Raw genomic sequence first — 25788 nt, forward strand, 5'->3', positions numbered from 1 at the left:
GGGGTGCAAACTCGCACGCGGCGGCAATCGCCGTCAATCCAGTCTAACCGCTCCGCCGACGCTGTCACAAGCGACGGCAGGCGGGAGCGGTCACTCCTCCTCGCCCGCCTCGGCCACGGCGCGCAGGGTGGCGCGCTCGGCCACGCTGACGGTCAGCCCCTGGGTTTCCACGCCCGAAGCGCGCAGCTTGGCGAGCGCCCGCGACAGGGTTTCCGGCTGCATGCCCAGGCGCCGCGCGATCAGCGCCTTGTCGAAGGGAAGCTGGAACTGCGCCGGCCCATCGCCCGGCGGGCAGACGCGCATCAGGAAGGCGGCGACCCGCTGTGGCGCCGGCTGGACCTGCAACTGCTCGATCTGGGTCACCAGATGGCGCAGGCGCACGGACAGCGAGCCCAGCATGCCGAAGGCGATCCGGTCATCCTCGCGCAGGCAGCGGGCGAATCCGTCGGCGGTCAGGGTCATGACGCGGGCGTCGGTCACCGCCTCCGCACAAACGGGAAACTTGCCGTCGGCGAACATGGCGGCCTCGGCGAAGCTCTCGGCAGGGCCGATGACATGGACCACCGCCTCCGTCCCGTCGCGGGTCAGGCGGTACAGCTTCACCCAGCCGTCGAGCAGCACGAAGAAGCGGTCGGCGGGCTCGTCCTGCAGGAACAGTGTGGTGCCGCGCGTCACAGGGCGCACGATGGCGACACCGCCCAGCAGGGACACCGCACGGTCGGTCAGCTTGGCGAACAGCGGAATGCCGCGCAGTGCGGCGGCATCTTCCGCCGACAGGTTGCTGCGGTGGGTGGTCATGACAGCTTCGCCTCCCCGGCCGTTGGCGGCATTGGTGTTGGCCCTGTTGGTGTTGGCCCTGTTGGTGTTGGCCCAGTTTGTGTTGGTGGGCGCGGTGCCGTCCGGTCGCTCAGGAGCCTCCAGACATTGACGGCGATCCCGGTCAGATCGGAGACCATGCCCGGAATCGACCCCACCAGACAGTTGTGCACGAACCAACAGGGCAATGCCACCAGCATGGTGCCGCGGAACACCGCAACCCCGGTCTGGTAACGGGCGAGGCTGATCAGCGCCATGCCGGCCGCCGCGAAGACGGACGGCAGGCCGGTCCAGGTCATGGCCATCACCGCGGCGATCACCGGCAGGATCAGCAGATAGACGAGTCGGAAGGCCGGTGAGGTGCCGAGCGCCAGCGCCACCAGAACCTGCAGCGCCGCAAGCGCATTCAATGCCGCCGCGGTCGGGGCGCCCACCATGGCAAAATGCAGGGCGAAGCCCAGACAGGGCACCAGCTGGACCAGAAGCATCGCCCGCCGGCTGCGGAAAAAGGGCCAAAGCATGCCGCCGAGCATGCCGCACAAGCCAACCAGCTGCGCAATGGACCATCCGATGTCCGTTTCCCCTGCCGCACCGAAGAGTGCCGGGAGCCGGACGGTCAGCATCTCGATCATGCCGGAAAGCCCCCCAGCAACGAAAAGGGCGGCGGGAAAGAGGCGGGAAACGGCGCCGGCCGCCCCGAAGGGCGGCGCAAAGAAGGCGCAGAAAGCAAAGTACCGAACGGGAAGAGCGGAAGACACACGCAACGCACAGCCGGGCCGAACCGAGCCACGGCCGGATCACTCACGAGCCAGGACCGCAGAAAACCGAGACGGAAAAGACAAGAACGCACGGCGCGCCCCCGAAGGGAGGCACCGTGCGAAAAGAAGCCGGAGTTTCACCGGGAAGACTGGAACGATGACCGCTCGAGCCTTCGATACGCTTGTCAGATGAGCGGAGCCGACCGAGCCGGCGCGCGTCCGAAAACGGGCGCCGTCCGGTCGAGGTCCGGGATACCCCGGACCTTACAGGTACTCGACCTTGCCCGCTTCCGGACCCTTCTGGCCCTGGCGAACGGTGACGCGCACCTGATCGCCCTCCTGGAGGGTCTGCATGCCCGAGCGGCGCAGCACGTTGACATGGACGAAGACGTCCTTGCCACCGGTGCTCGGCGTGATGAAGCCAAAGCCCTTGTCGGCATTGAACCACTTCACGGTGCCGTCGACTTCTTCCCCGCCGCTGCTGCCGCCGGCATCGTAGCCGCCGCGGTCATAGCCGCCACGGTCGAAGCCGCCGGTCCGCGGACGGGCCGAACGCTGAGCGGTCGACGTATCGACCGTGTGGATGGAGGCCACCTGCGGACCCTTCGGCCCACGGGCCAGGTCACAGGTGATGGTGGTGCCTTCGTCCAGCGCGTCGTAGCCTGCGGCCTGAACCGCAGAGACGTGCAGGAAGGCATCGGGCGAACCGTCCTCAGGCGACACGAAGCCGAACCCCTTGGTGGGGTTGAACCACTTCACGGTGGCGGTGACGTTGGACTTGGTGATCTCGGGAGCGCGGAAGCCCTGGCGGGGCGGGCGGTCGAACATGTGTCTTCAAGCTCATAGAGTGTGCCGAATGTCTTTTGTCACAGGGATCCGGTCCCAGGTCAAGCCTTCCAAAGGAAAGATGGCCGAATCGCCGTTAAATGCCCCACCCCAGGCTGACGCTTGCCGGCACTCCCGCGCTCCGGAACGGGGCGGACGGCACCGAAGTGCCGCTCCGCCTTCCACCACCGGCCCCTTCGCTTCGCCATTTGCGCGGCGACTCGGGGGCGATCTGCACGCCACCCGTGCGGCGGGCGGTCAGGCCGCCGACTGGTTCAATGGGGGATAATCGGTGTAGCCGTGGCGGTCGCCGCCATAGAAGGTCTTCTGGTCCGGCTCGGCCAGCGGAGCGTCGATGCGCAGCCGCTCCACCAGATCGGGATTGGCGATGAAGGGGCGGCCGAAGGCGATCATGTCGGCATGGCCGCTGGCCGTCGCCTGGATCGCCATGGCGCGGTCATAGACGTTGTTTGCCATGTAGCGCCCCTTGTAGAGCCCGCGCAGTTCGGCGAGGTCGCCGCCGAATCCCGGATGCGGCCCGCGGGTCACCCCTTCGATCATATGCAGATAGGCGAGGCCGTAATCGTTCAGCCGGCGGATCACCGGGCTGAAGGTGCCGACCGGGTCGCTTTCCTGCGCATCGTTGGCCGGGCTCAGCGGCGACAGGCGGATGCCGACTCGGTCGGCCCCGGCCTCCGCCACCACGGCGTCCAGCACCTCGAACAGGAAGCGGGCGCGATTCTCGACCGAGCCGCCATAAGCGTCGGTGCGCTTGTTGGTGCCGTCGCGCAGGAACTGGTCGATCAGGTAGCCGTTGGCGGCATGCACCTCGACCATGTCGAATCCGGCCGCCAGCGCGTTGCGGGTGGCATTGCGGTAATCCTCGACGATGCCCGGCAGCTCCGAAATGTCCAGCGCGCGCGGAGCCGGGATGTCCTTGAAGCCGTCGACGGTGAAGGCCTTCATTTCCGGCTTCACGGCGGAGGGCGCCACCGGCAGGGCGCCGCCAGGCTGCAGGTCGGGGTGGGAGATGCGCCCGACATGCCACAGCTGCAGGCAGATGTGCCCGCCCTTGGCATGGACGGCGTCGGTGACCAGCTTCCAGCCCGCCACCTGTTCGGCGCTGTGGATGCCGGGGGTGTAGGCATAGCCCTTGCCCTGCGGCGAGATCTGCGTCGCCTCGGCGATGATCAGGCCGGCACTGGCGCGCTGGGCGTAATATTCGGCGTTCATCGCGGTCGGCACGCCGGTGGCGTTGTCGGTGCGGCTGCGGGTCAGCGGTGCCATGGCGATGCGGTTGGGCAGGCTGTAGCGCCCGATCGTCACCGGCTGGAACAAGGGGGCCGCGTCCTGGCTGCTCGTCATGTCCGATCCATTCAGATGGTGAAACTGGACAGAAGTGTGGCCCGGCCTTCGTCACCGGCAAGGTGCCGATTGGACGCAGCGGGCGACCGGACAGCATGGCTGCCATACCGCCTGCCGCCGGGCCGCGGGACCTTTCGCCCCGCCCGGCGGTTATTCCCGACAGCATTAACCACGAACCAACGGGATCGCCGATGCAGCAGCGCTGGCCCGACCGACTCTGGATCGTCCGCCATGGCGAGAGCGCCGGAAACGTCGCGCGCGATGCGGCGCACGCGGCCGGCCTCGTCCGGATCGACATCGACGAACGCGACGTTGACGTTCCGCTCAGCCCACTTGGCGAGCGGCAGTCCGACGCGCTCGGCCGCTGGTTCGCCACCATGCCGGCGGAGGAACGGCCCGACGTTGTCCTGACCTCGCCCTACCGCCGGGCGCTGAGCACGGCGGAGCGGCTGCACCGGGCCGGCGGCCTGCCGGTCGATCCGACCGATTTCGTCATCGACGAGCGGCTGCGCGAGAAGGAATTCGGCGTGCTCGACCGGCTGACCACCGCCGGCATCCGGCAGGAGTTCCCCGATCAAGCCGGATTCCGCCGCCTTCTGGGCAAGTTCTACCACCGCCCGCCGGGGGGCGAGAGCTGGTGCGACGTGATCCTGCGGCTGCGCAGCGCGCTCGACACCATCAGTCTGCATCACGGCGGCCAACGGGTGCTGATCGTTGGGCATCAGGTGGTGGTGCTGTGCCTGCGCTACCTGCTGGAGACCATGAGGGAGGACGAGATCCTGGCCATCGATGCGGCCGGCGACGTCGCCAACTGCTCCGTCACCGAATACCGGTTCGACGCCAAGGCCGGGCCGCGCGGCGGGCTGTGCCTGCACCGCTACAACGTCGTCGCTCCGCTGGAGGAGGCCGGCGCCCCGGTCACCGCCGAGCCGGACGCCGCCGTCGCGGCCCGATAGGGAACATGCCCGTGGATCGTATCGAGGAAATTGCCGTCACCGCGGAGTTGCTGCGCGGCATGCCCCTGCCCCAGCCGGACGGCGACGGCGACAAGGAAACCCGCGGCCGGGTGCTTGTCATTGCCGGCAGCGTGCCGGTGCCGGGCGGCGCCCTGCTGTCCGCAATCGGCGCCCTGCGGGCGGGCGCCGGCAAGCTGCAGATCGCCACCGCAGCCAGCATCGCCCCGCATCTGGGCCTCGCCCTGCCCGAGGCGCTCGTCGCCGGCCTGCCGGAAACGGCGGAGGGTGGCATCGCCGCCGAGTCGGGCGAGGCGCTGGCCGAGCGGGCTTCGCGCTGCGACACCGTGCTGATCGGTCCCGGCATGATGGATGAGGCGGCGGTGGTGGAGCTGACCGCCGACCTGCTGACCCGCCTGGATCCGGCTCGGGATCCGGCTCAGGATCCGGCGCTGTGTCCGGCCGGCGGAGGGCCGCGCTTCGTGCTGGATGCGGGGGCGCTGGCCGGGCTGCGCCGTGACCCGGCGCCGGTGCAACGACACGCCGGCAATGTTGTGATCACCCCCCATGCCGGCGAGATGGCCGGGCTGCTGGGCTGCGCCCGCGACCGGGTGGAGGCCGATCCGCTCGCCGCGGCCCGACAGGTCGCGGCCCATCTGCAGGTGGTGGTCGCGCTGAAGGGGAGCTGCACCCGCATCGTCACCCCCGACGGCCGGGCCTGGGCCTATCGCGGCGGCACGGTGGGGCTCGCCACCTCCGGTTCCGGCGACACGCTGGCCGGGATCGTCGCCGGCTTGCTGGCCCGCGGCGCCAGCCCGGAGCAGGCGGCCATCTGGGGCGTCTATCTGCATGGCGAGGCGGGCAACCGGCTGAGCCGCCGGATCGGCCCGCTCGGCTTCCTCGCCCGCGAACTGCTGGCGGAAATCCCGGCGGCGATGGCGGCCCTGGCCGAGGGGGTGGAAAGCGATTGACCGCCTCAGCGCGCCGGAGCGCTGGCCGGAGCGGGCGCCACGGCCGGGGACGGCGGCAGGGCCGGGGTGGCGGGGACGGCGTTGAAGGTTTGGGACTGGACCGGCGCCACCTGCGCCGACAGGGCGGCGTCGCGGTCGCGGCAGCGGTCGACCACCTTCTGGCCGCAGTTCATGAAGCCCAGATCCTTGTTCAGGCAGACCCTGACCTCCGACACGTCGCGGCGGGAGCAGATGACCGCCACCCCCTCCGCGGTCAGGCCGGGATTGGCCTCCAGGAACAGGCGCTCCACCTGGACGGCCGGCACGGTCAGGCCGGGAGCCTTCAGCGGATCGGGAATCGCGACCTTGGCGGCGGCGGCGCGCAGCTTGGCGAAATAATCGGTCGCGTTCAGGCCGGAACAGGTCCCGTGCTTGCGCCACTGGTGCATCATCAGCCCGACGCTGGGCATCACTGTCATGGTCTGGTCCACCACCGCTTTGGGCACGTTGCGGTCGCGGGTGCAGGTTGCGGGATAGCTGCCGTCATTGTATTGCGGCCACAGGCCATGGACGACGAAGCCGTGTTTGCGCTCGCCGCACTGGTCGGGGTCGGGACCATTCCGGTCGCGGGCGCAGTAGGTCGGCGACCAGGACAGCGACAGGATGTAGTAATCGAAGGCGCCCGGCTCCGCCTTCCTTTGCGCCCAGGCTGGGCTTGCGGCGAACAGTCCGGCAACCAGAACGGACAGGGCGGCGACGACGGCGCTGCGCATGACGAGTCTTCCCACGGCTGTGCTTCCCAGCGTTGCATACCATGGAAGGAGGTTGCTGTCGCGGGGTCTCGACACCAATATCACTCGGCCGGACGGCTGCCTCCCGCCTTCGGCATCGGTGTTTCGCCACAATGGCCTGCGTCGCTTCATCGGGTATAGTCATCGGCATGTTCACCCTGTCCGCCCCGATGCTTCTGCGCGCCTATGCCGCCGGCATCTTCCCGATGGCCGAAAGCGCGGAGTCGCGGGAACTCCACTGGTTCGATCCGGAGCGCCGCGGCATCCTGCCGCTGGACGCCTTCCATGTGCCGCGCAGCCTGCGCAAGACCCTGCGCCGCGGCCTCTTCGAACTGCGCTTCGACAGCGCCTTCCGCGCGGTGATCGAGGGCTGCGCCGAATCGACGGAGGATCGGCCGAAGACCTGGATCAACGACGACATCATCCGGCTCTACAGCGAGCTGTTCGATGCCGGATTCGCCCACAGCGTCGAATGCTGGCGCGACGGCCTGCTGGTCGGCGGGCTCTATGGAGTGTCGATCGGCGGCGCCTATTTCGGCGAGAGCATGTTCAGCCGCGAGACCGGGGCCAGCAAGGTGGCGCTGGTCCATCTGGTCGCCCGCCTGCGCGCCGCCGGATTCGCCCTGCTCGACACCCAGTTCGTGACCGAGCATCTGTGCCGGTTCGGCGCCATCGAGATCCCCCGCACCGAATACCGCCGCCGCCTTGCCGCCGCGATGGAGCGCAAGACCGACTTCCACGCGGTGGACCAGCAGGCGGCGCTGGCGGATCTGCTGGAGTCGGCGTCGGGTTAGGCTACCGGGTGGAACACGCCCCCGCATTGGGGGGCCGGCACGCCGGTGGTCGCCGGCAGGCTGAGCGGCAGCCCGAGCCGGCTGCGTACCGCGAGATAGCCGAAGGCCTGGGCCTCCAGCGCGTCGCCGTCCCAGCCGACCAGATCGGCCGAGTCGACGGGCACCCCCAGCCGGCCGGCCAGCATCGCCATCAGCGTGGCGTTGTGGCGGCCGCCGCCGCAGACCAGCCAGCGCACCGGCGGGGCCGGCAGATGGGCCACCACGCGGGCGACCGAGTCGGCAGTAAAGGCGGTCAGGGTCGCGGCGCCGTCGGCGGCGGACAGGGCGGCCACCGGCGCCGGGTCGAAGGCGTCGCGGTCCAGCGACTTGGGCGCCGGGCGGCCGAACCAGGGATGGGCCATCAGGGCGGCCAGCGCCGGACCATCCACTTGGCCGGTCGCCGCCAGCGCCCCGCCGGCATCGAAGCGGCCGAGGCCGTGGCGCAGAACCCAATCGTCGATCAGGGCGTTGCCCGGCCCGGTGTCGCAGGCGACGACCTCGGCTTCCCCGTCCGAAGCCTCGGGACCGATCCAGCTGACGTTGGCGACGCCGCCGATGTTGAGGACGGCGAGCGGGCGCGCCAGCCCATGCGCCAGCGCGCGGTGGAACAGCGGGACCAGCGGCGCCCCCTGCCCGCCCGCGGCCACGTCGGCACTGCGGAAGTCGTTGACCACGGCGATGCCGGTCGCCGCGGCCAGCCGGGCGCCGTCGCCGATCTGGCGGGTGAGGCGCCGGTCGGAATCGTGATGGATGGTGTGGCCGTGGAAACCGATCAGCTCGACGTCGGCCGGCGCGACGCCCGCCTGATCCAGCAGACGGCGCACCGCATCGGCATGGGCGTCGGTCAGCTCGCGCTCGACCTCCGCCACCGGCCCGCCATGGTCGGTCCTGCCGAGGCAACCGCGCAGCCGCGCGCGGAAGCCGTCGTCATAGGGAATGGTCAGGAAGGAGAGCGCCTCCACCCGCTCGCGCCCGTCGGTGCGCAGCAGGGCGGCGTCGATGCCGTCCATCGACGTGCCGCTCATCAGGCCGACGACGGCGCGCAGCCCCTCCCCGTCATCCCCGTCCCGGTTCTTCATCGTCTGCTCCGCGCCCGCTTTGGTGACGGACGCACACTAGCCTAGCTGAGCCAAAGCTGCAGCATCAGCCGGTCGCGGTTGGCCGGCGGCACGGCACGATGGTAGCAGGAGGTGTCCTCCAGGAAGCCGGTGCCGGCTGGCCCCTCCACCACCAGGATGCGGTCGCGGGCGAAGCGGGTGAACAGTTCCTCGTCGCGGGCATTGGCGGAGCCCAGCAGCATGCGCAGCGACTTGCCGTGATGGCTGCCGCGGACCAGCTCATGCTCCCCCGCACCGGGGCTGACGTCGGTCAGGTAGAATTGGGCCGAGCAGAAATGGAAATCGTGAACGTCGTAATGCCAGTCGATGGTCTGGCCCAACTGCCGGCGCTCGTCGTCGCTGGCGTCGGTGACGAAGCTCCAGAACAGGCGCGGGATGATCTTGGTCGCGGGGAATCCCAGGAAGGCCCCGGCGCATTCCATCAGCAGCGGATCGCGGCAGACCCGCCGCACCGCCGGGCAGTCCAGCGGATCGGGAACGATGCCCATCACCGCGGGCGAGCCGTCGGCAAGCCGGCCGTTGCGGACGTCGTGGCGGTAGAACATCCGCTCGTCGCGCAGCCGCCGCTGCAGGGGAGAGTGGGTGGCGAACTCCACCAGCTCCTCCACCATCGCCCAGGGCAGGTCGAAGCCGGTGGCGATCGAGTCGCGGCGCAGCTCGGCCAGCGCCCGGTCCGCGGTCTGGCCGGCGAACAGGCTGACCGGAAGGGTGGGCAGGGCGACGGGCGGCCCGGCCGGGGCACGCTGCCGTGATCGGGGGGACAGTCGGCGCAAGGCACTGTAACCGCGCCGCACCGTTTCGAAGCGGCCGAGCGCATAGTGGAACTCTCCGGCGACGAGGCGCCGGGCAATATTCGCAACGTTCATTGGTCGTGCATCCCTGGGGCAGCCGAAGGACCAAAACCGCGGTGGGTTGCGCGGCCTCTGGTGCGGGAATGCACGGAGTGTAGGCAGGTTTGGGGCGATTCTAAAAATACCCTTGTGGCGTACGCCCTCGCGCCTGAGGAATAGCCGGGGCGGCAGGGCGTCCATCCCATACGGCTCATGCCGGGAGAAAACGGCGCCCCGCCTTCACGCGACAGGTTACAGCGCCTGCACGGCCTTCAGCACCGCCGCGACATGGCCGGTCACCTTCACCTTGCGCCAGACGTTGCAGACCACGCCGTCCTTGTCGATCAGGAAGGTGGCGCGGTCGATGCCCATGTATTTGCGGCCGTACATGCTCTTCTCGACCCAGGTGCCATAGGCCTCGCAGACGGCGCCGTCGGTGTCGGAGGCCAGCGTGAAGGTCAGCTCATGCTTGGCCTTGAACTTGTCGTGGCTGGCGACGCTGTCCTTGGACACGCCGATCACCACCGCATCGACGGCGGAGAAGTCGGGCAGCTGGTCGCGGAAGCCGCAGGCCTCCGAGGTGCAGCCCGACGTGTCGTCCTTGGGGTAGAAATACAGAACCACCGGCTTGCCGCGCAGGGCCGACAGGGTGACGCTGCCCCCGCCATCGGTCGGCATGGTGAAATCCGGGGCGGGCGATCCGACGTCTACGGTCATGGCTGCTCGAATGTCCTTCTTCTTGCCGGCGGCGAGGCGATCCCTCAGGCCGGAGGCGTGGTCGTGTTGGGTGGGGCCAGACGGCCCGCCGGTTCCTCGACCAGGGCCTTGAAGTGGCCATGGGCGCGGGCGGCGACGGCACGGATTCTGTGGTCCAGTTCGGGGAAGTCAACAGCGCCAGGCTCACGCTCGTCCGGAAAGGCAGCGCGGACCAGCCCGGCCAGCAGGCTGGGCGACACCTGGTTGGGGTCCAGCACACCCGCGGTGGTCAGCCGCAGGAAGCCCTGCACCCGCCGCCAGACCCGCAGCGTCGCTTCCAGATCGGCCGCCACCTCCGCATCCAGGGCACCGGTGCGGGCGGCGCATTGCAGCGCCTTGGCGGTGCCGATGTGCAGGATGTCCGGCCGCTCATGACCGAAACGCAGCTGCAGGTACTGGGCGATGAACTCGATGTCGATCAGGCCGCCGCGGGCGTATTTGACGTTCCAGACGTTGGTCGTCCCGAACTCCTTCTCGATTCGCCGCCGCATGTCGGCGACGTCCCAGAGCAGCCGGTCGGCATCGCGCGGCGCCGTCAGCACCGAGCGGATCGCCGCCGACACCCGGTCGGCCAGAGCGGGATCGCCGCCGATCACCCGGGCGCGGGTCAACGCCATGTGTTCCCAGGTCCAGGCGTCGGTCGTCTGGTATTTCAGGAAGGCGTCCAGCGAGGTGGCGAGCGGCCCGGCATTGCCGGACGGGCGCAGCCGCATGTCCACCTCGTAGAGCCGGCCGTCGCCCATCGGGGCGGTGATGGCGTTGGTCAGCCGCTGGGTCAGCTTGATGTAATACTCGTTGGGCGACAGCGGCTTTGCTCCATCGGACAGGCGTGGGCTGTCGCCGGGCGCCACGTCGTAAATCACGATCAGGTCGATGTCCGAGGTGATGGTCAGCTGCCGGCTGCCCAGCTTGCCCATCGCCACCACCACCCAGGCACCGCCGGGAATGCGGCCATGTCGCTGGGCGAACTCCTCCTCCACCCGGCGGGCGAGGTCGGGAACGACGATGTCGGCCAAATCGGCCAGGAAGGCGCCGCAGCGGTCGCCGTCGGTGATGCCGCGCAGGATGTGGACCCCGGCGCGGAAGCGCTGGTCGTTGGTCCAGCGCCGCGACAGGGTCAGCGCATCCTCGAAATCGCGGGCCGGCGCCATCACGCGGGCATGGTCGTCGGCAAGGCCGTTTTCCCTGCCCGGCAGCGGATCGAAGAAGTCCGGCGACAGCACGGCGTCCAGCAGCGACGGGTTGCGCGACAGGGTCTGCGCCATCTGCGGCGCGATGCCCATGATCTCCGCCACCAGCTCCAGCAGCCAGGGATTGGCGACGAACAGGGAGAACAGCCCGACGCCGGCCGGCAGCTTGCCGAGGAAATCGTCGAAGTTCATCAGCGCCGAATCGGGGGCCGGCGTCTTGGCCAGCGCGCTCAGCAGGGCCGGCGTCAATTCCGTCAGCAGTTCCCGCGCCCGGCCCGACCGGGTGGCGCGGTAGCGGCCGCGGTGCCAGGCCGACACCACGTTGATGACGCGGGCAGCGTCGGCAAAGCCCATGCCGCTCAGCGTCTCCACCGTGCCGGGATCGGGATCGGTGCCGGTGAAGACGAGGTTGCCGGGGCCGGAGAGCGACGGCGCCTCCTCGAACAGTTCGGCATAGCGGTCCTCGACCTGACCCAGCGTCGCCAGCAGCTCCGCCCGGAAGGCGTCCGGGTCGGCGTAGCCGAGGAATGTCGCGAGATGCGCCACCCCGGCATCGTCTGCGGGAATACGGTGGGTCTGCTGGTCGTCGATCATCTGGATGCGATGTTCGACACGGCGCAGGAAATGATAGGCCCCCGCAAGATCCTCCACCGTCTGGGCCGGCACGCGCCCGACGTCGCGCAGCGCCTCGTTCGCCATCAGCGTCGGGGCGATGCGCACGCGCGGGTCGCGGCCGCCGAAGATCAGCTGCTGGGTCTGGGCGAAGAACTCGATCTCGCGGATGCCGCCGCGGCCGACCTTGATGTCGTGGCCGTTGACCGTCACCTCGCGGTGGCCCTTGTGGGCGTTGATCTGGCGCTTGATCGAATGGATGTCCTGGATGGCAGCGAAATCCAGGTTGCGGCGCCAGACGAAGGGCTCCAGGAAGCGGATGAAGGACGCCCCGGCCTCCGGATCGCCGGCAATCGGGCGGGCCTTGATCATCGCCGCGCGTTCCCAGTTCTGGCCGACGCTGCCGTAATAAATTTCGGCCGCCGAAACGGAAACCGCCAGCGGCGTGGCGCCGGGGTCCGGCCTAAGCCGAAGGTCGGTGCGGAAGACGTAGCCGTCCTTGGTGCGTTCATCCATAATGCGGACAAGATCGCGTGCGAGCCTGATGAAGGTTCGCGCGAGGTTGTCCGGCTGGGGCGTCTGCACAACAGCGTCGTCGTACAGGACGATCAGGTCGATGTCGCTGGAATAGTTGAGTTCGCGCCCGCCAAGCTTGCCCATGCCCAACACGATCAGACCTGAGCCGATCCACGGTCGCTGCGGATCCGGCAGCGTCAGCGTCCCCGCCTCCGCGGCGCGGCGCAGCAGGAAATTCGCGGCCAGCTGCACCCCCGTCTCCGCCAGCTCCGACAGGGCGCCGGTGACGCGGAACAGCGGCCACGACCCAGCGATGTCGGCCAGCGCGATCAGCAGGGCGGCCCGCCGCTTCGCCACCCGCAGGCCGGCCATCAGCCGGTCCATCGATTTCTCATCGCCATGCTCGGCATGGAGTGCGGCGATCAGCCCGGCGAAGCTGGCGTCGAACCCGTCCTCCATCACCCGCCGGACGAAGGGCAGCTCCCGCGTCAGGATATGGCCCAGATACGGGCTGTTGCCGCACACCGCATCGACCAGCGCACGGCCGGGCTCCGAATCGGCGAAGGCGTCGGCCCAGGCCCGCGTCTCCGGCTCCGCCGCGGCGGCCTGCTGGCGCCAGCGCTCCATCCCCAGCGCCGCCTGCGCGGCGTCGAAGGGCTTCGGCAAGGGGGCGGAAAACGGGACGGGGCTGGACATGGCGACGGTCTTTCCTGCTCAAAACATGTGCAGAAAGCTGCACGCGTCGGGAGAGAACGTCAATCGGGCCGATTCGCGCGCCCTCTCCCCCCTCCCCCTCTCCTCCCGACATGGTGCCCGATGATCCGGCGCACCGCGAAGATTCTCGGCCTTACGCTGACCGGGATCGGGGCAATCGCGCTGGCGGCGGGCGGGCTGTTCGCCTGGCGGCTGTCGCAGGGGCCGATCGCGCTCGACCCGCTGATCCCCTATGTCGAAGAGGCGCTGGGCGACCGCGACGGCCGGTTCCGCATCGATGTCGGCGAGCTGGTGCTGTCGCTGGAGGATGAGGACACGCTGGAAAGCGGCGGCGGACGGCGTCTCGACCTGCGTGCCCGGCGGGTGCAGGCGCTGAATGCCGACGGGGCGGAGCTGGCTGCGGTGCCGGAGATGGGCATCGGCTTCTCCGTCGCGGCGCTGCTGCGCGGCACGCTGTCGCCGACGCGCCTCGATCTGGTCCGGCCGCGCCTCAGCGTGCTGCGGCGGGCGGACGGCAGCATCGCCTTCGATGTGCGGTCCGACACGGACTCGGTGCAGAAGCGCGAAAGCGACGGCCCCGACCTGCTGGACGAGGCGCTGGACAGCCTGCGCCGGCCGCCCGACATCGACCGGCCGCTCGGGCTGCTGCGCCGGCTTTCGGTGGTGGGTGCCGATTTGCGGATCGAGAACCGCATGCTGGATCTCTCCTGGCACGCGACCCGCGCCGACATGATCCTGACCCGCGACGCCGAGGGCGCCCAGGGCCGCGCCCGCCTGACCCTCGATCTCGGTGCCCAGAACCAGGGCGGTACGCAAAACCAGGGGGATGCGAACCGGCATCCGGTGACCGTCGCCGCCTCCGGCCATTTCAACATCGCCGATTCCACCACCGACCTGACCCTGTCCGTCGACGGCCTGGAACCGGCGGCTCTGGCGGCGGTCGGGCCGGCCCTGGCCCCGCTGGCCGCGGTGAGGCTGCCGCTGTCGGGCACGGTCACGGCGAAGCTCGATCCCCGGTTCGAGCCGTCGACGCTCGATCTGAACCTGCGCGGCGGTGCCGGCACCGTCGCCCTGCCCGCCTTGCGGCCGGAACCGCTCGCGGTGCAGAACATGGCCCTTCGCGGCAGCCTGGACGTGCCGGGCCGGCGGCTGCGCGTGGAGGATCTGTCGCTGAAGGCGGCGTCTGCGGACGGCGGCGAACCGCTGGCGCTGAACGGCCGGGGCGAGTTGACGGAGACCGGCGGGGGACGCGACCTCCAGGCGTCGCTGTCGCTGACCGCCGGCGGCCGGACCGCCGGGCTCGAGCTGTCGGGGCAGCAGGGACCCGGCAGGGACGGGCGCGCCGCGCTGCGCCTGACCGGCGTCACCCCCGCGGCGCTGGCCGGCATCGCCCCGATGTTGGCGCCGCTGAAGGACGCCGCCCTGCCGCTGTCCGGCACGCTGGAGGTCGCCTTCGACCCGTCCCTTCAGCCGACCGCGGGCAAGGCCGACCTCACCGCCGGCGCCGGCCATCTGCACCGTCCGGATCTGTTCGAAGGGCCGCTGCCCGTCGAGTCGGCCCGGCTACGCCTGCATGGCGACCGCGACCGCATCGCGCTGGACGGCCTGACGGCGGTGCTGGGCGAGGCCGGCGGGCCGCAGCCGCGGGTCGAGGCCAGCGGCACCGCCCTGCGCCAGGGCGACCGCATGGCGGTGGAGGCGCAGGCGAGCGTGCGCGGCATGGCGCTGGACGAGCTGCGCCGCTACTGGCCGAAGGTTGCCAGCCCGAACGCGCGGGACTGGGTGACTGCCAACCTGTCCCGCGGCACGGTGACGGAGGCGCGGGCCGAGGTGGCGCTGTCGCTGCCGCTCGACCGCCCGGCGGAACCGGAGATGACGCGCTTCCTGGCGACCATGGCCGGGGAGAATGTCAGCGTCCGCTATTTCCACGACCTGACGCCGGTGACCGGCGCCGGGGTGGAGGCGACCACCGACGGCAAGACCTTCTCGATCCAGACCAGGGGCGGCCGCATCGCCGATCCGAAATCGGGCGACATCGAGGTCGGCGACGGCAAGGCGGTGATCGGCGGGCTGGACACCGGCAAGGAGACGATGGACATCCGCATTCCGGTCCAGGGGCCGGTGCGGTCGATCCTGACCCTGCTCGACATGCCACCGCTGGGCTATCCGACCAAGCTGGAGATGGACCCGAAGCGGACCCAGGGCACGGCGGAGGCGCAGCTTCACTTCGCCTTCCCGCTGCTGGCCGACCTGAAGGTGGAGCAGCTGGAGCTGGACGTGACCGGCAAGCTGCACAAGGTGGCGGTGGAGAAGGTGGCGGCGGGGCTGAACGCCACCGACGGAGAGCTGTCGCTGGCGCTCGACCTCAAGGCCATGCAGATCAAGGGCACCACCAAGCTGGACGGCATCCCAGTCACCGTGGACTGGAACGAATCCTTCGACAGCGCGGCCAAGGGTCCGCGCACCCGCATCGCGGTGAAGGGCGACGCCACCGCCGACGATCTGCGCGCCCACGGCATCGACCTGGAAGACCGGGTGCAGGGCCCGTTCGGCGCCGACGTGCTGTTCACGGTGGACCGCCGCCGCAAGCTGGCGCTGACGGCGAACCTGAACCTGGAGAAGACCCGGCTGTCCATTGAGGAGCTGGCCTGGGCCAAGCCGCCCGGCAAGCCCGGCACCGGCAAGCTGACGCTGGAGTTCGACAAGGACCGCCCGACCCGCATCAGCAACCTGACCGTCGATGCCGGCGGACTGAAGGCCGTCACCAACCTGGAGCTGGCCGACGGTGGCAAGCGGGTGGCGCGGATCCAGACCCCCAGCTTCAAGCTGGGCCGGACCGACCTGCGCGCCGACCTGACCGTTCTGCCCCCCGCCAAGCCCGGCGGCCCGGCCGGCGGCTATGCCGGCACCATCACCGGCAGCAGCCTGGATGCCCGCGGCCTGACCGGCAAGACGCCGTCCGGCGAGGGTGCCGTCACTCCCGACCCGCAAAAGGCCCGGAGCGGCGACAGCCGCAAGACGCCGCTGGACGTCGCCATCAAGTTCGATTCGGTGGTGTTCGGCGAGGGGCGGCGGCTGCGGCAGGTCGCCGGATCGATGCAGCGCGACACCGCCGCCTGGACCCTGCTGGACCTCACCGGCCGCAGCGAGGGCGGCGGCGTGTCGATGAAATGGCGGCCGGGGGCGCAGGGCGTCTACGATCTCGCCATCACCGCCGACGATCTCGGCTCCGCCCTGCAGGCGATGGACCTGAACGACCGCATGCGCGGTGGCCGCCTGATCCTGTCGGGCCGGTCGGTGGAGCCGCGGGCCGATGCCGCCATCGTCGGCAAGGCGGAGATCCTCGACTACACGCTGATCGATGTCCCCGCCCTGGCGCGCATCCTCAACGCCATCTCGCCGTCGGGGTTCGCCGAACTGCTGGGCGGCGGCAAGGGCATCAATTTCGGCCGGATGTCGGCGGATTTCCGCAAGGAGGGCCGGCTGCTGACCCTGAAGGACCTGCGCACCTCGGGCTCGGCACTGGGCCTGACGCTGGAGGGGCAGGTCGACCTGGAGACGGAGACCGCCAATCTGCAGGGCACCATCGTTCCGGTCTATGGCCTGAACCGTCTGATCGGCCAAATCCCGCTGCTGGGCGACGTGCTGAGCGGCGGCGAGGGCCAGGGCATCTTCTCCGCCACCTGGCATGTCCAGGGGCCGCTGTCCGACCCCGAGGTGACGGTCAACCCGCTGGCGGTGCTGGCCCCCGGCTTCCTGCGCAACCTGTTCTTCCTGGGCGGCGACGGCACGCCGATGCCCGACACCAAGCCGCCGCCGGAGGCGCATACGCGGTGAGGGGGAAGTGGTCGGTGCGGTGTGCACCCTCCCCATCCCTCCCCCGCTCTCGGCCGGCCAAAGGCCGGTCCGATCGCGGTGGAGGGGGTAGGACACTTGGCTGCACCAATTTATGGTTAAGTGCAGCGGAGTTCCCTCTCCCGCGCCAGCGGGGGAGGGTTAGGGAGGGGGCCGCCGCACCTCGACCAGCAGCAGCCCCCCGGACACTCACCCCACCTTCACCAGCGCATGCCGCTTCTTGCCGGCGCTGAGCTTCACCACGCCGTCCGCGTTCAGATCGGCCGTCGTCGCCTTCGCCGCCTCGTCCGCGATCGGCCCGTCATTCAGCTTGGCGCCGCCGCCCTTGATCAGCCGGCGGGCCTCGCCCTTCGACGCGGCCAGACCGGCGGACACCAGCAGGTCGACCACCGGCATCCCGGCTTCCAGCTCGGCGCGGGCGACCTCGATGCTGGGCAGGCCCTCGGCCGCGGCCCCTTCCTCGAAGGCCCGGCGGGCGGTCTCGGCGGCCTCCAGCGCGGCTTCCTCGCCATGGGCGAGCTTGGTCACCTCGTTGGCGAGGATCTTCTTGGCCTCGTTGATCTCGGCGCCCTGCAGGCTTTCCAGCCGGGCGACCTCGTCCAGCGGCAGTTCGGTGTAGAGGCGCAGGAAGCGGCCGACGTCGGCATCCTCGGTGTTGCGCCAGTACTGCCAGAAATCGTAGCTGCTGAGCTTGTCGGCGGTCAGCCACACCGCACCGGCGGCGGTCTTGCCCATCTTGGCGCCGGAGGACGTGGTCAGCAGCGGCGTGGTCAGGCCGAACAGCTCCGCCCCATCGGTGCGGCGGCCGAGCTCGACGCCGTTGACGATGTTGCCCCACTGGTCCGACCCGCCCATCTGCAGGCTGCAGCCGTAGCGCCGCTTCAGCTCCACGAAGTCGTAGGCCTGGAGAATCATATAATTGAATTCGAGGAAGGTCAGCGGCTGCTCGCGGTCCAGCCGCAGCTTGACCGATTCGAAGGACAGCATGCGGTTGATGGTGAAATGCCGGCCGATGTCGCGCAGCAGCGGGATGTATTTCAGCTCGTCCAGCCAGTCGGCGTTGTTCGCCATCACCGCATCGGTCGGCCCGTCCCCGAAGGTCAGGTAGCGGCCGAAGATGCGCTTGATGCCCGCCATGTTGCCGGCGATGACCTCGTCGGTCAGCAGCTGGCGCGCCTCGTCCTTGCCGGACGGATCGCCGATCTTGGTGGTGCCGCCGCCCATCAGGACGATCGGCTTGTGGCCGGTCTTCTGCAGCCAGCGCAGCATCATGATCGGCAGCAGGCTGCCGACATGCAAGGAGTCGGCGGTGCAGTCGAAGCCGATATAGGCGACGATCGGCCCCTTCTGCGCCCGCTCGTCCAGCGTGGCGAGGTCGGTGCACTGGTGGATGAATCCGCGCTCCTGCAGGGTGCGCAGAAACTCCGAGGCAGGGGCCGAGGAGGAGGTCGTCGTCATGGCCGCAATCCGGCTGTCGTTGGAAAGAAGGGCGAAGCAGGGGTTGGAGAAATCCCGCGGTCTGTTAGCACGGAACGGCCCCTGCCTCAATGCGGCGGCCCAATGGCAACGGGGGAACCGGCAAGCGGGCCGGCCTGTTCCCCCGCTCAAGCATCGCCGCACCGGCGCAAGTCAAAAACCGTATTCCGAGGCGGGGAATTCACCGCGATCCTTTCCAATCGCAATTGACATTGATTCGCAAAACAGGGAAGCGGCCCTGGCTGTATTTTGGGCATCCGGATTCCGTCCCAATTGATAGTGACTATCAACTACATCTCTGTTTCAAATGGATATTTTTATTGTGCGAGTCCTTCCGTTGTGCCAAGGTGCGACAAATCGTCTATTCTGGAGAATTCTACTATGCAAGGCGATCAAGGGGTCCTGGACCGTTTGAACAAGCTGCTCACCGGCGAGTTGAGCGCGGCCGACCAGTATCTGTCCCATGCGCGCACCATGGAGGACATGGGCCTCAAGGCGCTGAGCGAGCGCATCTCGCATGAGCGGATGGAAGAGCTGGAGCATGCGGACAAGCTGATCCGCCGCATCCTGTTCCTGGAAGGCACGCCCGACGTCGCCAGCCGCGATCCGCTGCACATCGGCAAGACCGTGCCGGAGATGATGCGGAACGACCTGAACCTGGAATATGAGGTGGTGGCCGCCCTGAAGGAAGCCATCGCCTATTGCGAGCAGGTGAAGGATTACGACACCCGCCGCATTCTGCTGGAACTGCTGGTCGACACGGAAGAAGACCACGCCCACTGGCTGGAACAGCAGCTCGGCCTGATCGACATGCTCGGCCTGCAGAACTATCTGCAGTCGGCCATGGGCGGCTTCCCGAGCTGAACGGAGGACGGAACATGAAAGGCAACAGCGACGTCATCGCCCAGCTGCAGATCGTCCTCAAGGACCAGCTGACCCAGATCAACCAGTATTTCCTGCACGCCCGCATGCTGAAGAACTGGGGCGTCAAGGCCCTGGGCAAGTGGGAGTATCACGCCTCCATCGAAGTGATGAAGAGCGCGGACGAGATCATCGAACGCATCCTGTTCATCGAGGCGATTCCCAACCTGCAGGATCTGGGCAAGCTGCACATCGGCGAGAATGTGCAGGAAATCCTGTCCAGCGACCTCGCCGCCGAGCAGGAAGCCCGCGACCGCATCGCCCACGCCATCGCCGTGTGCGAGGAGAAGGCCGACTACGTGTCGCGCGACGAGCTGTCCGAACTGCTGGAAGAGTCGGAAGAGCGCATCGACTATCTGGAAACCCAGCTGAGCCTGATCGACGACATCGGCCTGGCCAACTACATCCAGTCGGCGATGGGCGAGATCAAGGACTGAGGTTGGGGGCGTCCGCGCCGGATGCCCCCTCCCCATCCCTCCCCCGCTTCGCGGGAGAGGGGGCGGGACGCTTGTAGAGTTTCAGCAAAGGACGGCGGCAGTCCCCTCTCCCACCGAAGGTGGGGGAGGGTTAGGGAGGGGGCAATCACTGCAACCCCGCCCCCTCAAACCCGCCCCAAAATCTCCTCCGCCAGCGCCTGCATCTCCGCCGCCGCCTGGGTCTTGCGCGCGGCCTCCGTCACCGACAGGCCGGTCATCAGCGTGCCGGCATAGGCGGTGCGGTTGCCCACCTGCGCCGCCGCCAGTTCCACCGCCGGCGGATTGGCCAGTTCATGCACCTTGGCGATCAGTTCGTCGGCGATGCGGGCGCGCGGCGGCACGCGGTTCAGCACCAGCAGCAGCCGGCGTTTCTCCTGCGCCGCCAGATCGATGGTCGGGTGCACCGCCCACAAATCCATCGGGCTCGGCTGCACCGGGGCGATCACCAGCGAGGCGGCGCGGACGGCGATGCGCGCCTCCGTCTGGGCATGGGGCGGGCTGTCGATCACCACGATGTCATGGGCGCGCGCCAGCTTCTCCACCTCCGCCTGGGTGCGCCAGCCGGTGATCTGAACATGGGTGAAGCCGGGCTGCCCACCGGTCGCCTCGGCGCGGACGGCATGCCAGCGGGTCAGGCTGCCCTGCGGGTCGATGTCGACGGTGGCGACCCTGTAGCCGAGTTGCGCCCAGGCGATGGCGAGATGGGCTGCCAGCGTGGTCTTGCCGGCGCCGCCCTTCTGCTGCGCCACGGTGAAGACCTTGCCCGTCATGCCCGCACCCATCATGTTGTCGTTGGCGATTTGCGCCTCCCCTCATAACCTTGGGCATGGCACCGGTGCAACCGCGCGAATTGACACTTGTTCCGCAGGCTCTAGAAAGACGCCGTGATCGACCATTCCGCACCCGATACCGGTGAGAAGCGCCCGGCGCTGATCCCGGCCACCCCCGCCGGCCTCAATCGCGCGGCCGAACTGCTGCGCGCCGGCCGTCTGGTCGCCTTCCCGACCGAGACGGTCTATGGCCTGGGCGCCGACGCCACCGACGACCGCGCCGTGGCGGCCATCTTCGCCGCCAAGGGCCGGCCGCAGTTCAACCCGCTGATCGTCCATGTCCCCGATCTGGCCGCTGCCCACTCCTGGGGCCTGTTCGACGACCGCGCCCACGATCTGGCGACGCAGTTCTGGCCCGGTCCGCTGACCATGGTCGTGCCGCGCCCGGCCAACTCCGCCCTGTCGCTGCTGGTCAGCGCCGGGCTGGACAGCATCGCCATCCGCGTGCCCAACCACCCGGTGGCCCAGGCCATCCTGCGCGCCGCCGGCAAGCCGATCGCCGCCCCCAGCGCCAACTGCTCCGGCGCGGTCAGCCCGACCACGCCGCAGCATGTGCTGGAAAGCCTGGGCGACCGGGTCGACGCCATCGTCACCGGCGGCAAATGCATGGTCGGGCTGGAATCCACCGTCATCGACCTGACCGGCCCGGAAGCCGTGCTTCTGCGCCCCGGCGCCGTGCTGCCCGACGAGATGGAACGGCTGATCGGCCCGGTCCGCCTGTCGGCCGGCGACCCGACCGCGCCGAAATCGCCCGGCCAGCTGGAAAGCCACTACGCCCCCAACGCCGCGGTGCGCCTCAACGCCTCCTCGGCGGAAGAGGACGAAGCGTTCCTGACCTTCGGCCCCGACCGCTTCGTCTTCGGCGGCACCACCCGCCTGAACCTGAGCCTGGAAGGCGACCTGAACGAGGCGGCGGCCAACCTGTTCTCCCACCTGCGCAGCCTCGACCAGAGCGGAGCCAGGCGCATCGCCGTGATGCCGATCCCGGAGGTCGGTCTGGGCATGGCGATCAACGACCGCCTGCGCCGGGCGGCGGCTCCGCGGAGCTGATTGCCTCCCGGCTTCTGCCCAACCGGGATTTGGACCCACCGACAGGAAATTCCAGAGCAAGAAACGGATAGCGGGCGGCGGCGACGCCGTTCAGGATGGCGACGCTTCGGACACACTCTTGCGCGCAGGGCCTGCGCGCATAAGGAGCCAAAGGATGATCGCGCCATCCCCCCCCAGGCCGATGGGCCTGACCGACTGGAGCCTGCTGGCCTTTCTTTCGATCCTGTGGGGTGGTTCGTTCTTCTTCGTCGGCATCGCGGTGCGGGAGTTGCCGCCGCTCACCATCGTCGCCATGCGGGTCGCGCTGGCCGCGCTGGCGCTCGGTGCGCTGCTACGGCTGCTGGGATCGCCGATGCCGAGCGACCGGCAGACATGGGCGGCGTTCTTCGGCATGGGAACGTTGAACAACCTGATTCCCTTCTGCCTGATCGTCTGGGGGCAGACGCAGATCGCCAGTGGCCTTGCCTCGGTCCTCAACGCCACCACACCGCTTTTCGGCGTCGTGGTGGCGCATGTCCTGACCCAGGACGAGAGGATGACGGGCAACCGGCTGGCAGGCGTGTTGATCGGCTTTGCCGGCGTGGCGGCGATGATCGGGCCGGCGGCCCTTGGCGGGCTGGGCGACAGGCTGCTGCCGCAGGTCGCTGTGCTTGGCGCTGCCCTGTCCTATGCCTTCGCCGGCATCTTCGGCCGGCGTTTCAAGGGGATGGGCATATCGCCGATGGTGACGGCGACGGGGCAGGTCGCCGCATCCGCCCTGATGCTGGTGCCGGTGGCCCTGCTGGTCGACCGCCCCTGGAGCCTGCCGCTGCCCACCCCCGCCGCCTGGAGCGCCGTCGCCGGCCTGGCCTTGCTGTCCACCGCCCTGGCCTACGTCATCTTCTTCCGCGTCCTGGCTTCCGCCGGGGCGACCAACCTGATGCTCGTCACCTTCCTGATCCCGGTCAGCGCCATCCTGCTGGGCAGCCTGTTTCTCAACGAGCGGCTTGCGGTGAGGCATGGCATCGGCATGGCGCTGATTGCCGCCGGCCTCGCCGCCATCGATGGACGGCTGTCCGCACGGCTGAGGCAACACAGATCCGCATCCGCCGCCAAAGGATAGAAAATGGTCGCCGAAGACGTTAGAAGGGATCGATTGTGAGCCCCCCAACCTGCTTCGGACGCCTTGCCATGACCGTTGCCGCCGCCCTCGACCAGATCCGCGCCATCGTCGGCCCGTCCGGCATCCTCACCGACGCCGCCGACATGGCGCCCTACCTGTCGGAGTGGCGCGGGCGCTTCAAGGGCAACAGCCCGGCGGTGGTCCGCCCGGCCAGCACCGAGGAAGTCGCGGCGGTCGTCAAGATCTGCGCCGAGGCCGGCATCCCCATCGTTCCGCAAGGCGGCAACACCAGCCTCGTCGGCGGCTCCATCCCCTACGAGGAGGGGCGCGAGATCGTTCTCAGCCTGTCGCGCATGAACCGAATCCGCGACATCGACACGCTGAACTACACCATGACGGTGGAGGCCGGCGTGGTGCTGACCAGCATCCAGGAGGCCGCGGCCGACGCCGACCGCCTGTTCCCCTTGAGCCTGGGCGCGGAAGGCACCGCGCAGATCGGCGGCCTGATCTCCACCAACGCCGGCGGCATCAACGTCCTGCGCTACGGCAACACCCGCGACCTCGTGCTGGGGCTGGAGGTGGTTCTTGCCGACGGGCGCGTCTGGGACGGCATGCGCCGGCTGCGCAAGAACAACACCGGCTACGACCTGAAGAACCTGTTCATCGGCGCCGAAGGCACGCTGGGCATCGTCACCGCCGCCGTGCTGAAGCTGTTCCCGCGCCCGCGCCAGTCGATCACCGCCTTCGTCGCCGTGCCCAGCCCCGACGCCGCCATCGAGCTGCTGGCCCGCCTGCGCGCCGCCTCGGGCGACGCCGTCTCGGCCTTCGAGCTGATGTCGCGCCGCTGCCTGGATTTCGCCCTGAAGCATGTCGCCGGCACCATCGATCCGCTGTCGGAGCCGTCGCCCTGGTACGTCCTGACCGAGCTGACCGCCGGCACCCAGTCCGACGCCTTCCAGGAGACGGTGGAGACCGCGCTGGGCGAGGCGTTCGAGGCCGAACTGGCGACCGACGCCACGCTTGCCCAGTCGGACGCCCAGGCCAAGCAGCTGTGGTTCATCCGCGAGGCCATCGTCGAGGCGCAGAAGTTCGAGGGCGGGTCGATCAAGAACGACGTGTCGATCCCGGTCTCCCGCGTCGCCGAGTTCCTCGAACTGGCCGAGGCGGCGGTGGAGCGGGCCTGCCCCGGCATCCGTCCGACCCCCTTCGGCCATGTCGGCGACGGCAACATCCACTTCAACCTCAGCCAGCCCGAGGGGGCCGACACCAAGGCCTATCTCGACCGTTGGGACGAGATCTGCCACGTGGTGAACGAGGTGATCTTCAAGCTGGACGGCTCGATCTCCGCCGAACATGGCGTCGGCCGCTTCAAGAAGGACGAGATGCCGGTCATCAAGGGGCCGGTGGAGTTCGACATGTTGCGCGCCATCAAGGCGACGCTCGATCCCAACGGCCTGCTGAATCCGGGGAAGATGCTGCCGTAAGGGCTTAGCGCGATAGAATGTTGCGGGGGACAGGCTTGCGGCGAAAGACGTATGGCCGCGCTTGTCCCCGGCGCGACACAAGGCTATGGTGCGGCCTCCGATTGTTCTGCGCCTGTCGTACCGCGAGAGAGAGTTTTTCCGATGTCCAAGCCGCGCACTCTGTTCGACAAGATTTGGGACAGCCACGTCGTGCATCGCCAGGACGACGGCACCTGCATCCTCTACATTGACCGCCATCTGGTCCATGAAGTGACCAGCCCGCAGGCGTTCGAAGGACTGCGCGTCGCCGGCCGCAAGGTGCGGCGTCCGGAAGCCACTCTCGCCGTCCCCGACCACAACGTCCCCACCACCGACCGCTCCAAGGGCATCACCGAGGAGGAAAGCCGGATCCAGGTGGAGACGCTGGACAAGAACGCCCGCGACTTCGGCGTCCGCTATTTCCCGATGGACGACGTCCGCCAGGGCATCGTCCACATCGTCGGTCCGGAACAGGGTTTCACCCTGCCCGGCGCCACCATCGTCTGCGGCGACAGCCACACCGCCACGCATGGTGCGTTCGGCGCGCTGGCCTTCGGCATCGGCACGTCGGAGGTGGAGCATGTGCTGGCCACCCAGACCCTGCTGCAGAAGCCGGCCAAGAACATGCTGATCCGCGTGGACGGCAAGGTGAACCCGGGCGTCACCGCCAAGGACATCGTGCTGGCCATCATCGGCAAGATCGGCACCGCCGGCGGCACCGGCTACGTCATCGAGTTCGCGGGCGAAGCCATCCGCGACCTGTCGATGGAAGGCCGCATGACCGTCTGCAACATGGCGATCGAAGGCGGCGCCCGCGCCGGCCTGATCGCGCCGGACGAGAAGACCTTCGAATACGTCAAGGGCCGCGCCCTGGCGCCGAAGGCCGGTGCCTTCGAGCAGGCCGTCCAGTACTGGAAGACGCTGCCGTCGGACGAGGGCGCGGTCTATGACGCCACCGTCGTGCTGAACGCCGCCGACATCGTCCCGCAGGTCACCTGGGGCACCAGCCCGGAAGACGTGCTGCCGATCACCGCGACCGTGCCGAACCCGGCCGAGATCGCCGATGCCGGCAAGCGCGCCGCCGTCGAGCGCTCGCTCGCCTATATGGGCCTGACCCCCGGCCAGCCGCTGACCGAGGTGAAGGTGGACACCGTCTTCATCGGCTCCTGCACCAACGGCCGCATCGAAGACCTGCGCGCCGCCGCCGAAGTCGCCAAGGGCCGCAAGGTCGCCGAGGGCGTGCGCGCCCTGGTGGTCCCCGGTTCGGGTCTGGTCAAGGAGCAGGCCGAGGATGAGGGTCTGGACAAGATCTTCACCGAGGCCGGCTTCGAGTGGCGCGAGCCGGGCTGCTCCATGTGCCTGGCGATGAACGCCGACCGTCTGGCTCCCGGCGAGCGCAGCGCGTCCACCTCCAACCGCAACTTCGAAGGCCGTCAGGGCCGTGGCGGCCGCACCCACCTCGTCAGCCCGGCAATGGCCGTGGCGGCGGCGGTGACGGGGCATCTGGCGGACGTGCGGGCGCTGTAAGGGTGCGCGCGCTCGCCTGAGC

General features: G+C 69.2%; 21 protein-coding genes. 10 read left to right on the forward strand and 11 right to left on the reverse strand.

Annotated features, from left to right (window positions below):
• Positions 1–90: 90 nt before the first annotated feature.
• From AZOLI_RS10700 to AZOLI_RS10715, 4 genes are all read right to left on the reverse strand, one after another.
• Positions 91–798, reverse strand: a complete 708-nt coding sequence (locus tag AZOLI_RS10700; protein ID WP_044550040.1) for a Crp/Fnr family transcriptional regulator — start codon at positions 796–798, stop codon at positions 91–93.
• Entirely contained in the window at positions 795–1448 is a 654-nt protein-coding gene (locus AZOLI_RS30340) for a YgjV family protein (protein ID WP_014248650.1), read from the reverse strand. Before AZOLI_RS30340 ends, AZOLI_RS10700 begins: the two co-directional genes overlap by 4 nt.
• 390 nt (positions 1449–1838) lie before the next feature.
• Positions 1839–2402 (reverse strand): cold-shock protein, encoded by a 564-nt coding sequence (locus AZOLI_RS33615; protein WP_014248651.1) that lies wholly within the window; start codon positions 2400–2402, stop codon positions 1839–1841.
• A 255-nt stretch (positions 2403–2657) separates the two neighbouring features.
• Positions 2658–3764 (reverse strand): alkene reductase, encoded by a 1107-nt coding sequence (locus AZOLI_RS10715; RefSeq protein ID WP_014248652.1) that lies wholly within the window; start codon positions 3762–3764, stop codon positions 2658–2660.
• Positions 3765–3955: 191 nt separating this feature from the next.
• Between AZOLI_RS10715 and AZOLI_RS10720 the strand changes: the two genes are divergently transcribed.
• Both AZOLI_RS10720 and AZOLI_RS10725 read left to right on the forward strand, forming a co-directional pair.
• Complete coding sequence (locus tag AZOLI_RS10720) at positions 3956–4720, forward strand: histidine phosphatase family protein (RefSeq protein WP_014248653.1); 765 nt, start codon at positions 3956–3958, stop codon at positions 4718–4720.
• A gap of 5 nt (positions 4721–4725) precedes the next feature.
• On the forward strand, positions 4726–5688 hold the full coding sequence (locus tag AZOLI_RS10725) for an NAD(P)H-hydrate dehydratase (RefSeq protein ID WP_014248654.1): 963 nt from the start codon (positions 4726–4728) through the stop codon (positions 5686–5688).
• Between the two features lie 5 nt (positions 5689–5693).
• Here the strand turns inward: AZOLI_RS10725 and AZOLI_RS10730 are convergent, their stop codons facing one another.
• On the reverse strand, positions 5694–6440 hold the full coding sequence (locus AZOLI_RS10730) for a ribonuclease T2 family protein (RefSeq protein WP_014248655.1): 747 nt from the start codon (positions 6438–6440) through the stop codon (positions 5694–5696).
• 167 nt (positions 6441–6607) lie between these two features.
• On the opposite strand from AZOLI_RS10730, the gene aat reads away from it, so the two are divergent.
• Positions 6608–7252, forward strand: coding sequence for a leucyl/phenylalanyl-tRNA--protein transferase (gene aat / locus AZOLI_RS10735; protein WP_014248656.1), 645 nt, complete (start codon positions 6608–6610; stop codon positions 7250–7252).
• Here aat and AZOLI_RS10740 read toward each other — a convergent pair.
• From AZOLI_RS10740 to AZOLI_RS10755, 4 genes are all read right to left on the reverse strand, one after another.
• A complete protein-coding gene (locus tag AZOLI_RS10740) occupies positions 7249–8370 on the reverse strand; it encodes an anhydro-N-acetylmuramic acid kinase (RefSeq protein WP_014248657.1) in 1122 nt (373 codons plus the stop codon). The genes aat and AZOLI_RS10740 overlap by 4 nt on opposite strands.
• A 41-nt stretch (positions 8371–8411) precedes the next feature.
• Entirely contained in the window at positions 8412–9275 is an 864-nt protein-coding gene (locus AZOLI_RS10745) for a hypothetical protein (protein WP_014248658.1), read from the reverse strand.
• A 216-nt stretch (positions 9276–9491) separates the two neighbouring features.
• The gene (gene bcp, locus AZOLI_RS10750) at positions 9492–9956 is read right to left on the reverse strand and encodes a thioredoxin-dependent thiol peroxidase (protein ID WP_014248660.1); all 465 of its coding nucleotides are present in this window, start codon (positions 9954–9956) and stop codon (positions 9492–9494) included.
• A gap of 44 nt (positions 9957–10000) precedes the next feature.
• On the reverse strand, positions 10001–13009 hold the full coding sequence (locus AZOLI_RS10755; protein ID WP_014248661.1) for a bifunctional [glutamine synthetase] adenylyltransferase/[glutamine synthetase]-adenylyl-L-tyrosine phosphorylase: 3009 nt from the start codon (positions 13007–13009) through the stop codon (positions 10001–10003).
• Positions 13010–13129: 120 nt separating this feature from the next.
• On the opposite strand from AZOLI_RS10755, the gene AZOLI_RS10760 reads away from it, so the two are divergent.
• Positions 13130–16864 carry a DUF3971 domain-containing protein gene (locus AZOLI_RS10760; protein WP_014248662.1) on the forward strand — a complete coding sequence of 1245 codons (3735 nt, stop codon included), beginning with the start codon at positions 13130–13132 and terminating at the stop codon, positions 16862–16864.
• A 207-nt stretch (positions 16865–17071) separates the two neighbouring features.
• Here AZOLI_RS10760 and tyrS read toward each other — a convergent pair whose 3' ends face one another.
• Positions 17072–18340, reverse strand: coding sequence for a tyrosine--tRNA ligase (tyrS, locus tag AZOLI_RS10765; protein WP_014248663.1), 1269 nt, complete (start codon positions 18338–18340; stop codon positions 17072–17074).
• A 399-nt stretch (positions 18341–18739) separates the two neighbouring features.
• On the opposite strand from tyrS, the gene bfr (AZOLI_RS10770) reads away from it, so the two are divergent.
• Complete coding sequence (gene bfr / locus AZOLI_RS10770) at positions 18740–19222, forward strand: bacterioferritin (protein WP_044550044.1); 483 nt, start codon at positions 18740–18742, stop codon at positions 19220–19222.
• Positions 19223–19236: 14 nt separating this feature from the next.
• Positions 19237–19716 (forward strand): bacterioferritin, encoded by a 480-nt coding sequence (gene bfr, locus AZOLI_RS10775; RefSeq protein WP_014248665.1) that lies wholly within the window; start codon positions 19237–19239, stop codon positions 19714–19716.
• A gap of 164 nt (positions 19717–19880) precedes the next feature.
• On the opposite strand, the gene parA is transcribed toward bfr (AZOLI_RS10775), so the two are convergent.
• Positions 19881–20525: a ParA family partition ATPase gene (parA, locus tag AZOLI_RS10780; RefSeq protein WP_014248666.1), complete on the reverse strand. Its 645-nt coding sequence runs from the start codon at positions 20523–20525 to the stop codon at positions 19881–19883.
• A 114-nt stretch (positions 20526–20639) separates the two neighbouring features.
• Between parA and AZOLI_RS10785 the strand changes: the two genes are divergently transcribed.
• The 4 genes from AZOLI_RS10785 to leuC all read left to right on the forward strand — a co-directional run bounded on the left by AZOLI_RS10785 (position 20640) and on the right by leuC (position 25766).
• Positions 20640–21635, forward strand: a complete 996-nt coding sequence (locus tag AZOLI_RS10785) for an L-threonylcarbamoyladenylate synthase (RefSeq protein WP_014248667.1) — start codon at positions 20640–20642, stop codon at positions 21633–21635.
• 154 nt (positions 21636–21789) lie between these two features.
• Positions 21790–22737: a DMT family transporter gene (locus AZOLI_RS10790; protein WP_167331732.1), complete on the forward strand. Its 948-nt coding sequence runs from the start codon at positions 21790–21792 to the stop codon at positions 22735–22737.
• A gap of 68 nt (positions 22738–22805) precedes the next feature.
• Entirely contained in the window at positions 22806–24221 is a 1416-nt protein-coding gene (locus AZOLI_RS10795; protein ID WP_014248669.1) for an FAD-binding oxidoreductase, read from the forward strand.
• A gap of 141 nt (positions 24222–24362) precedes the next feature.
• On the forward strand, positions 24363–25766 hold the full coding sequence (leuC, locus tag AZOLI_RS10800) for a 3-isopropylmalate dehydratase large subunit (protein WP_014248670.1): 1404 nt from the start codon (positions 24363–24365) through the stop codon (positions 25764–25766).
• Positions 25767–25788: the final 22 nt, after the last annotated feature.

The sequence above is a fragment of the Azospirillum lipoferum 4B genome (assembly GCF_000283655.1).
Classification (GTDB): domain Bacteria; phylum Pseudomonadota; class Alphaproteobacteria; order Azospirillales; family Azospirillaceae; genus Azospirillum; species Azospirillum lipoferum_C.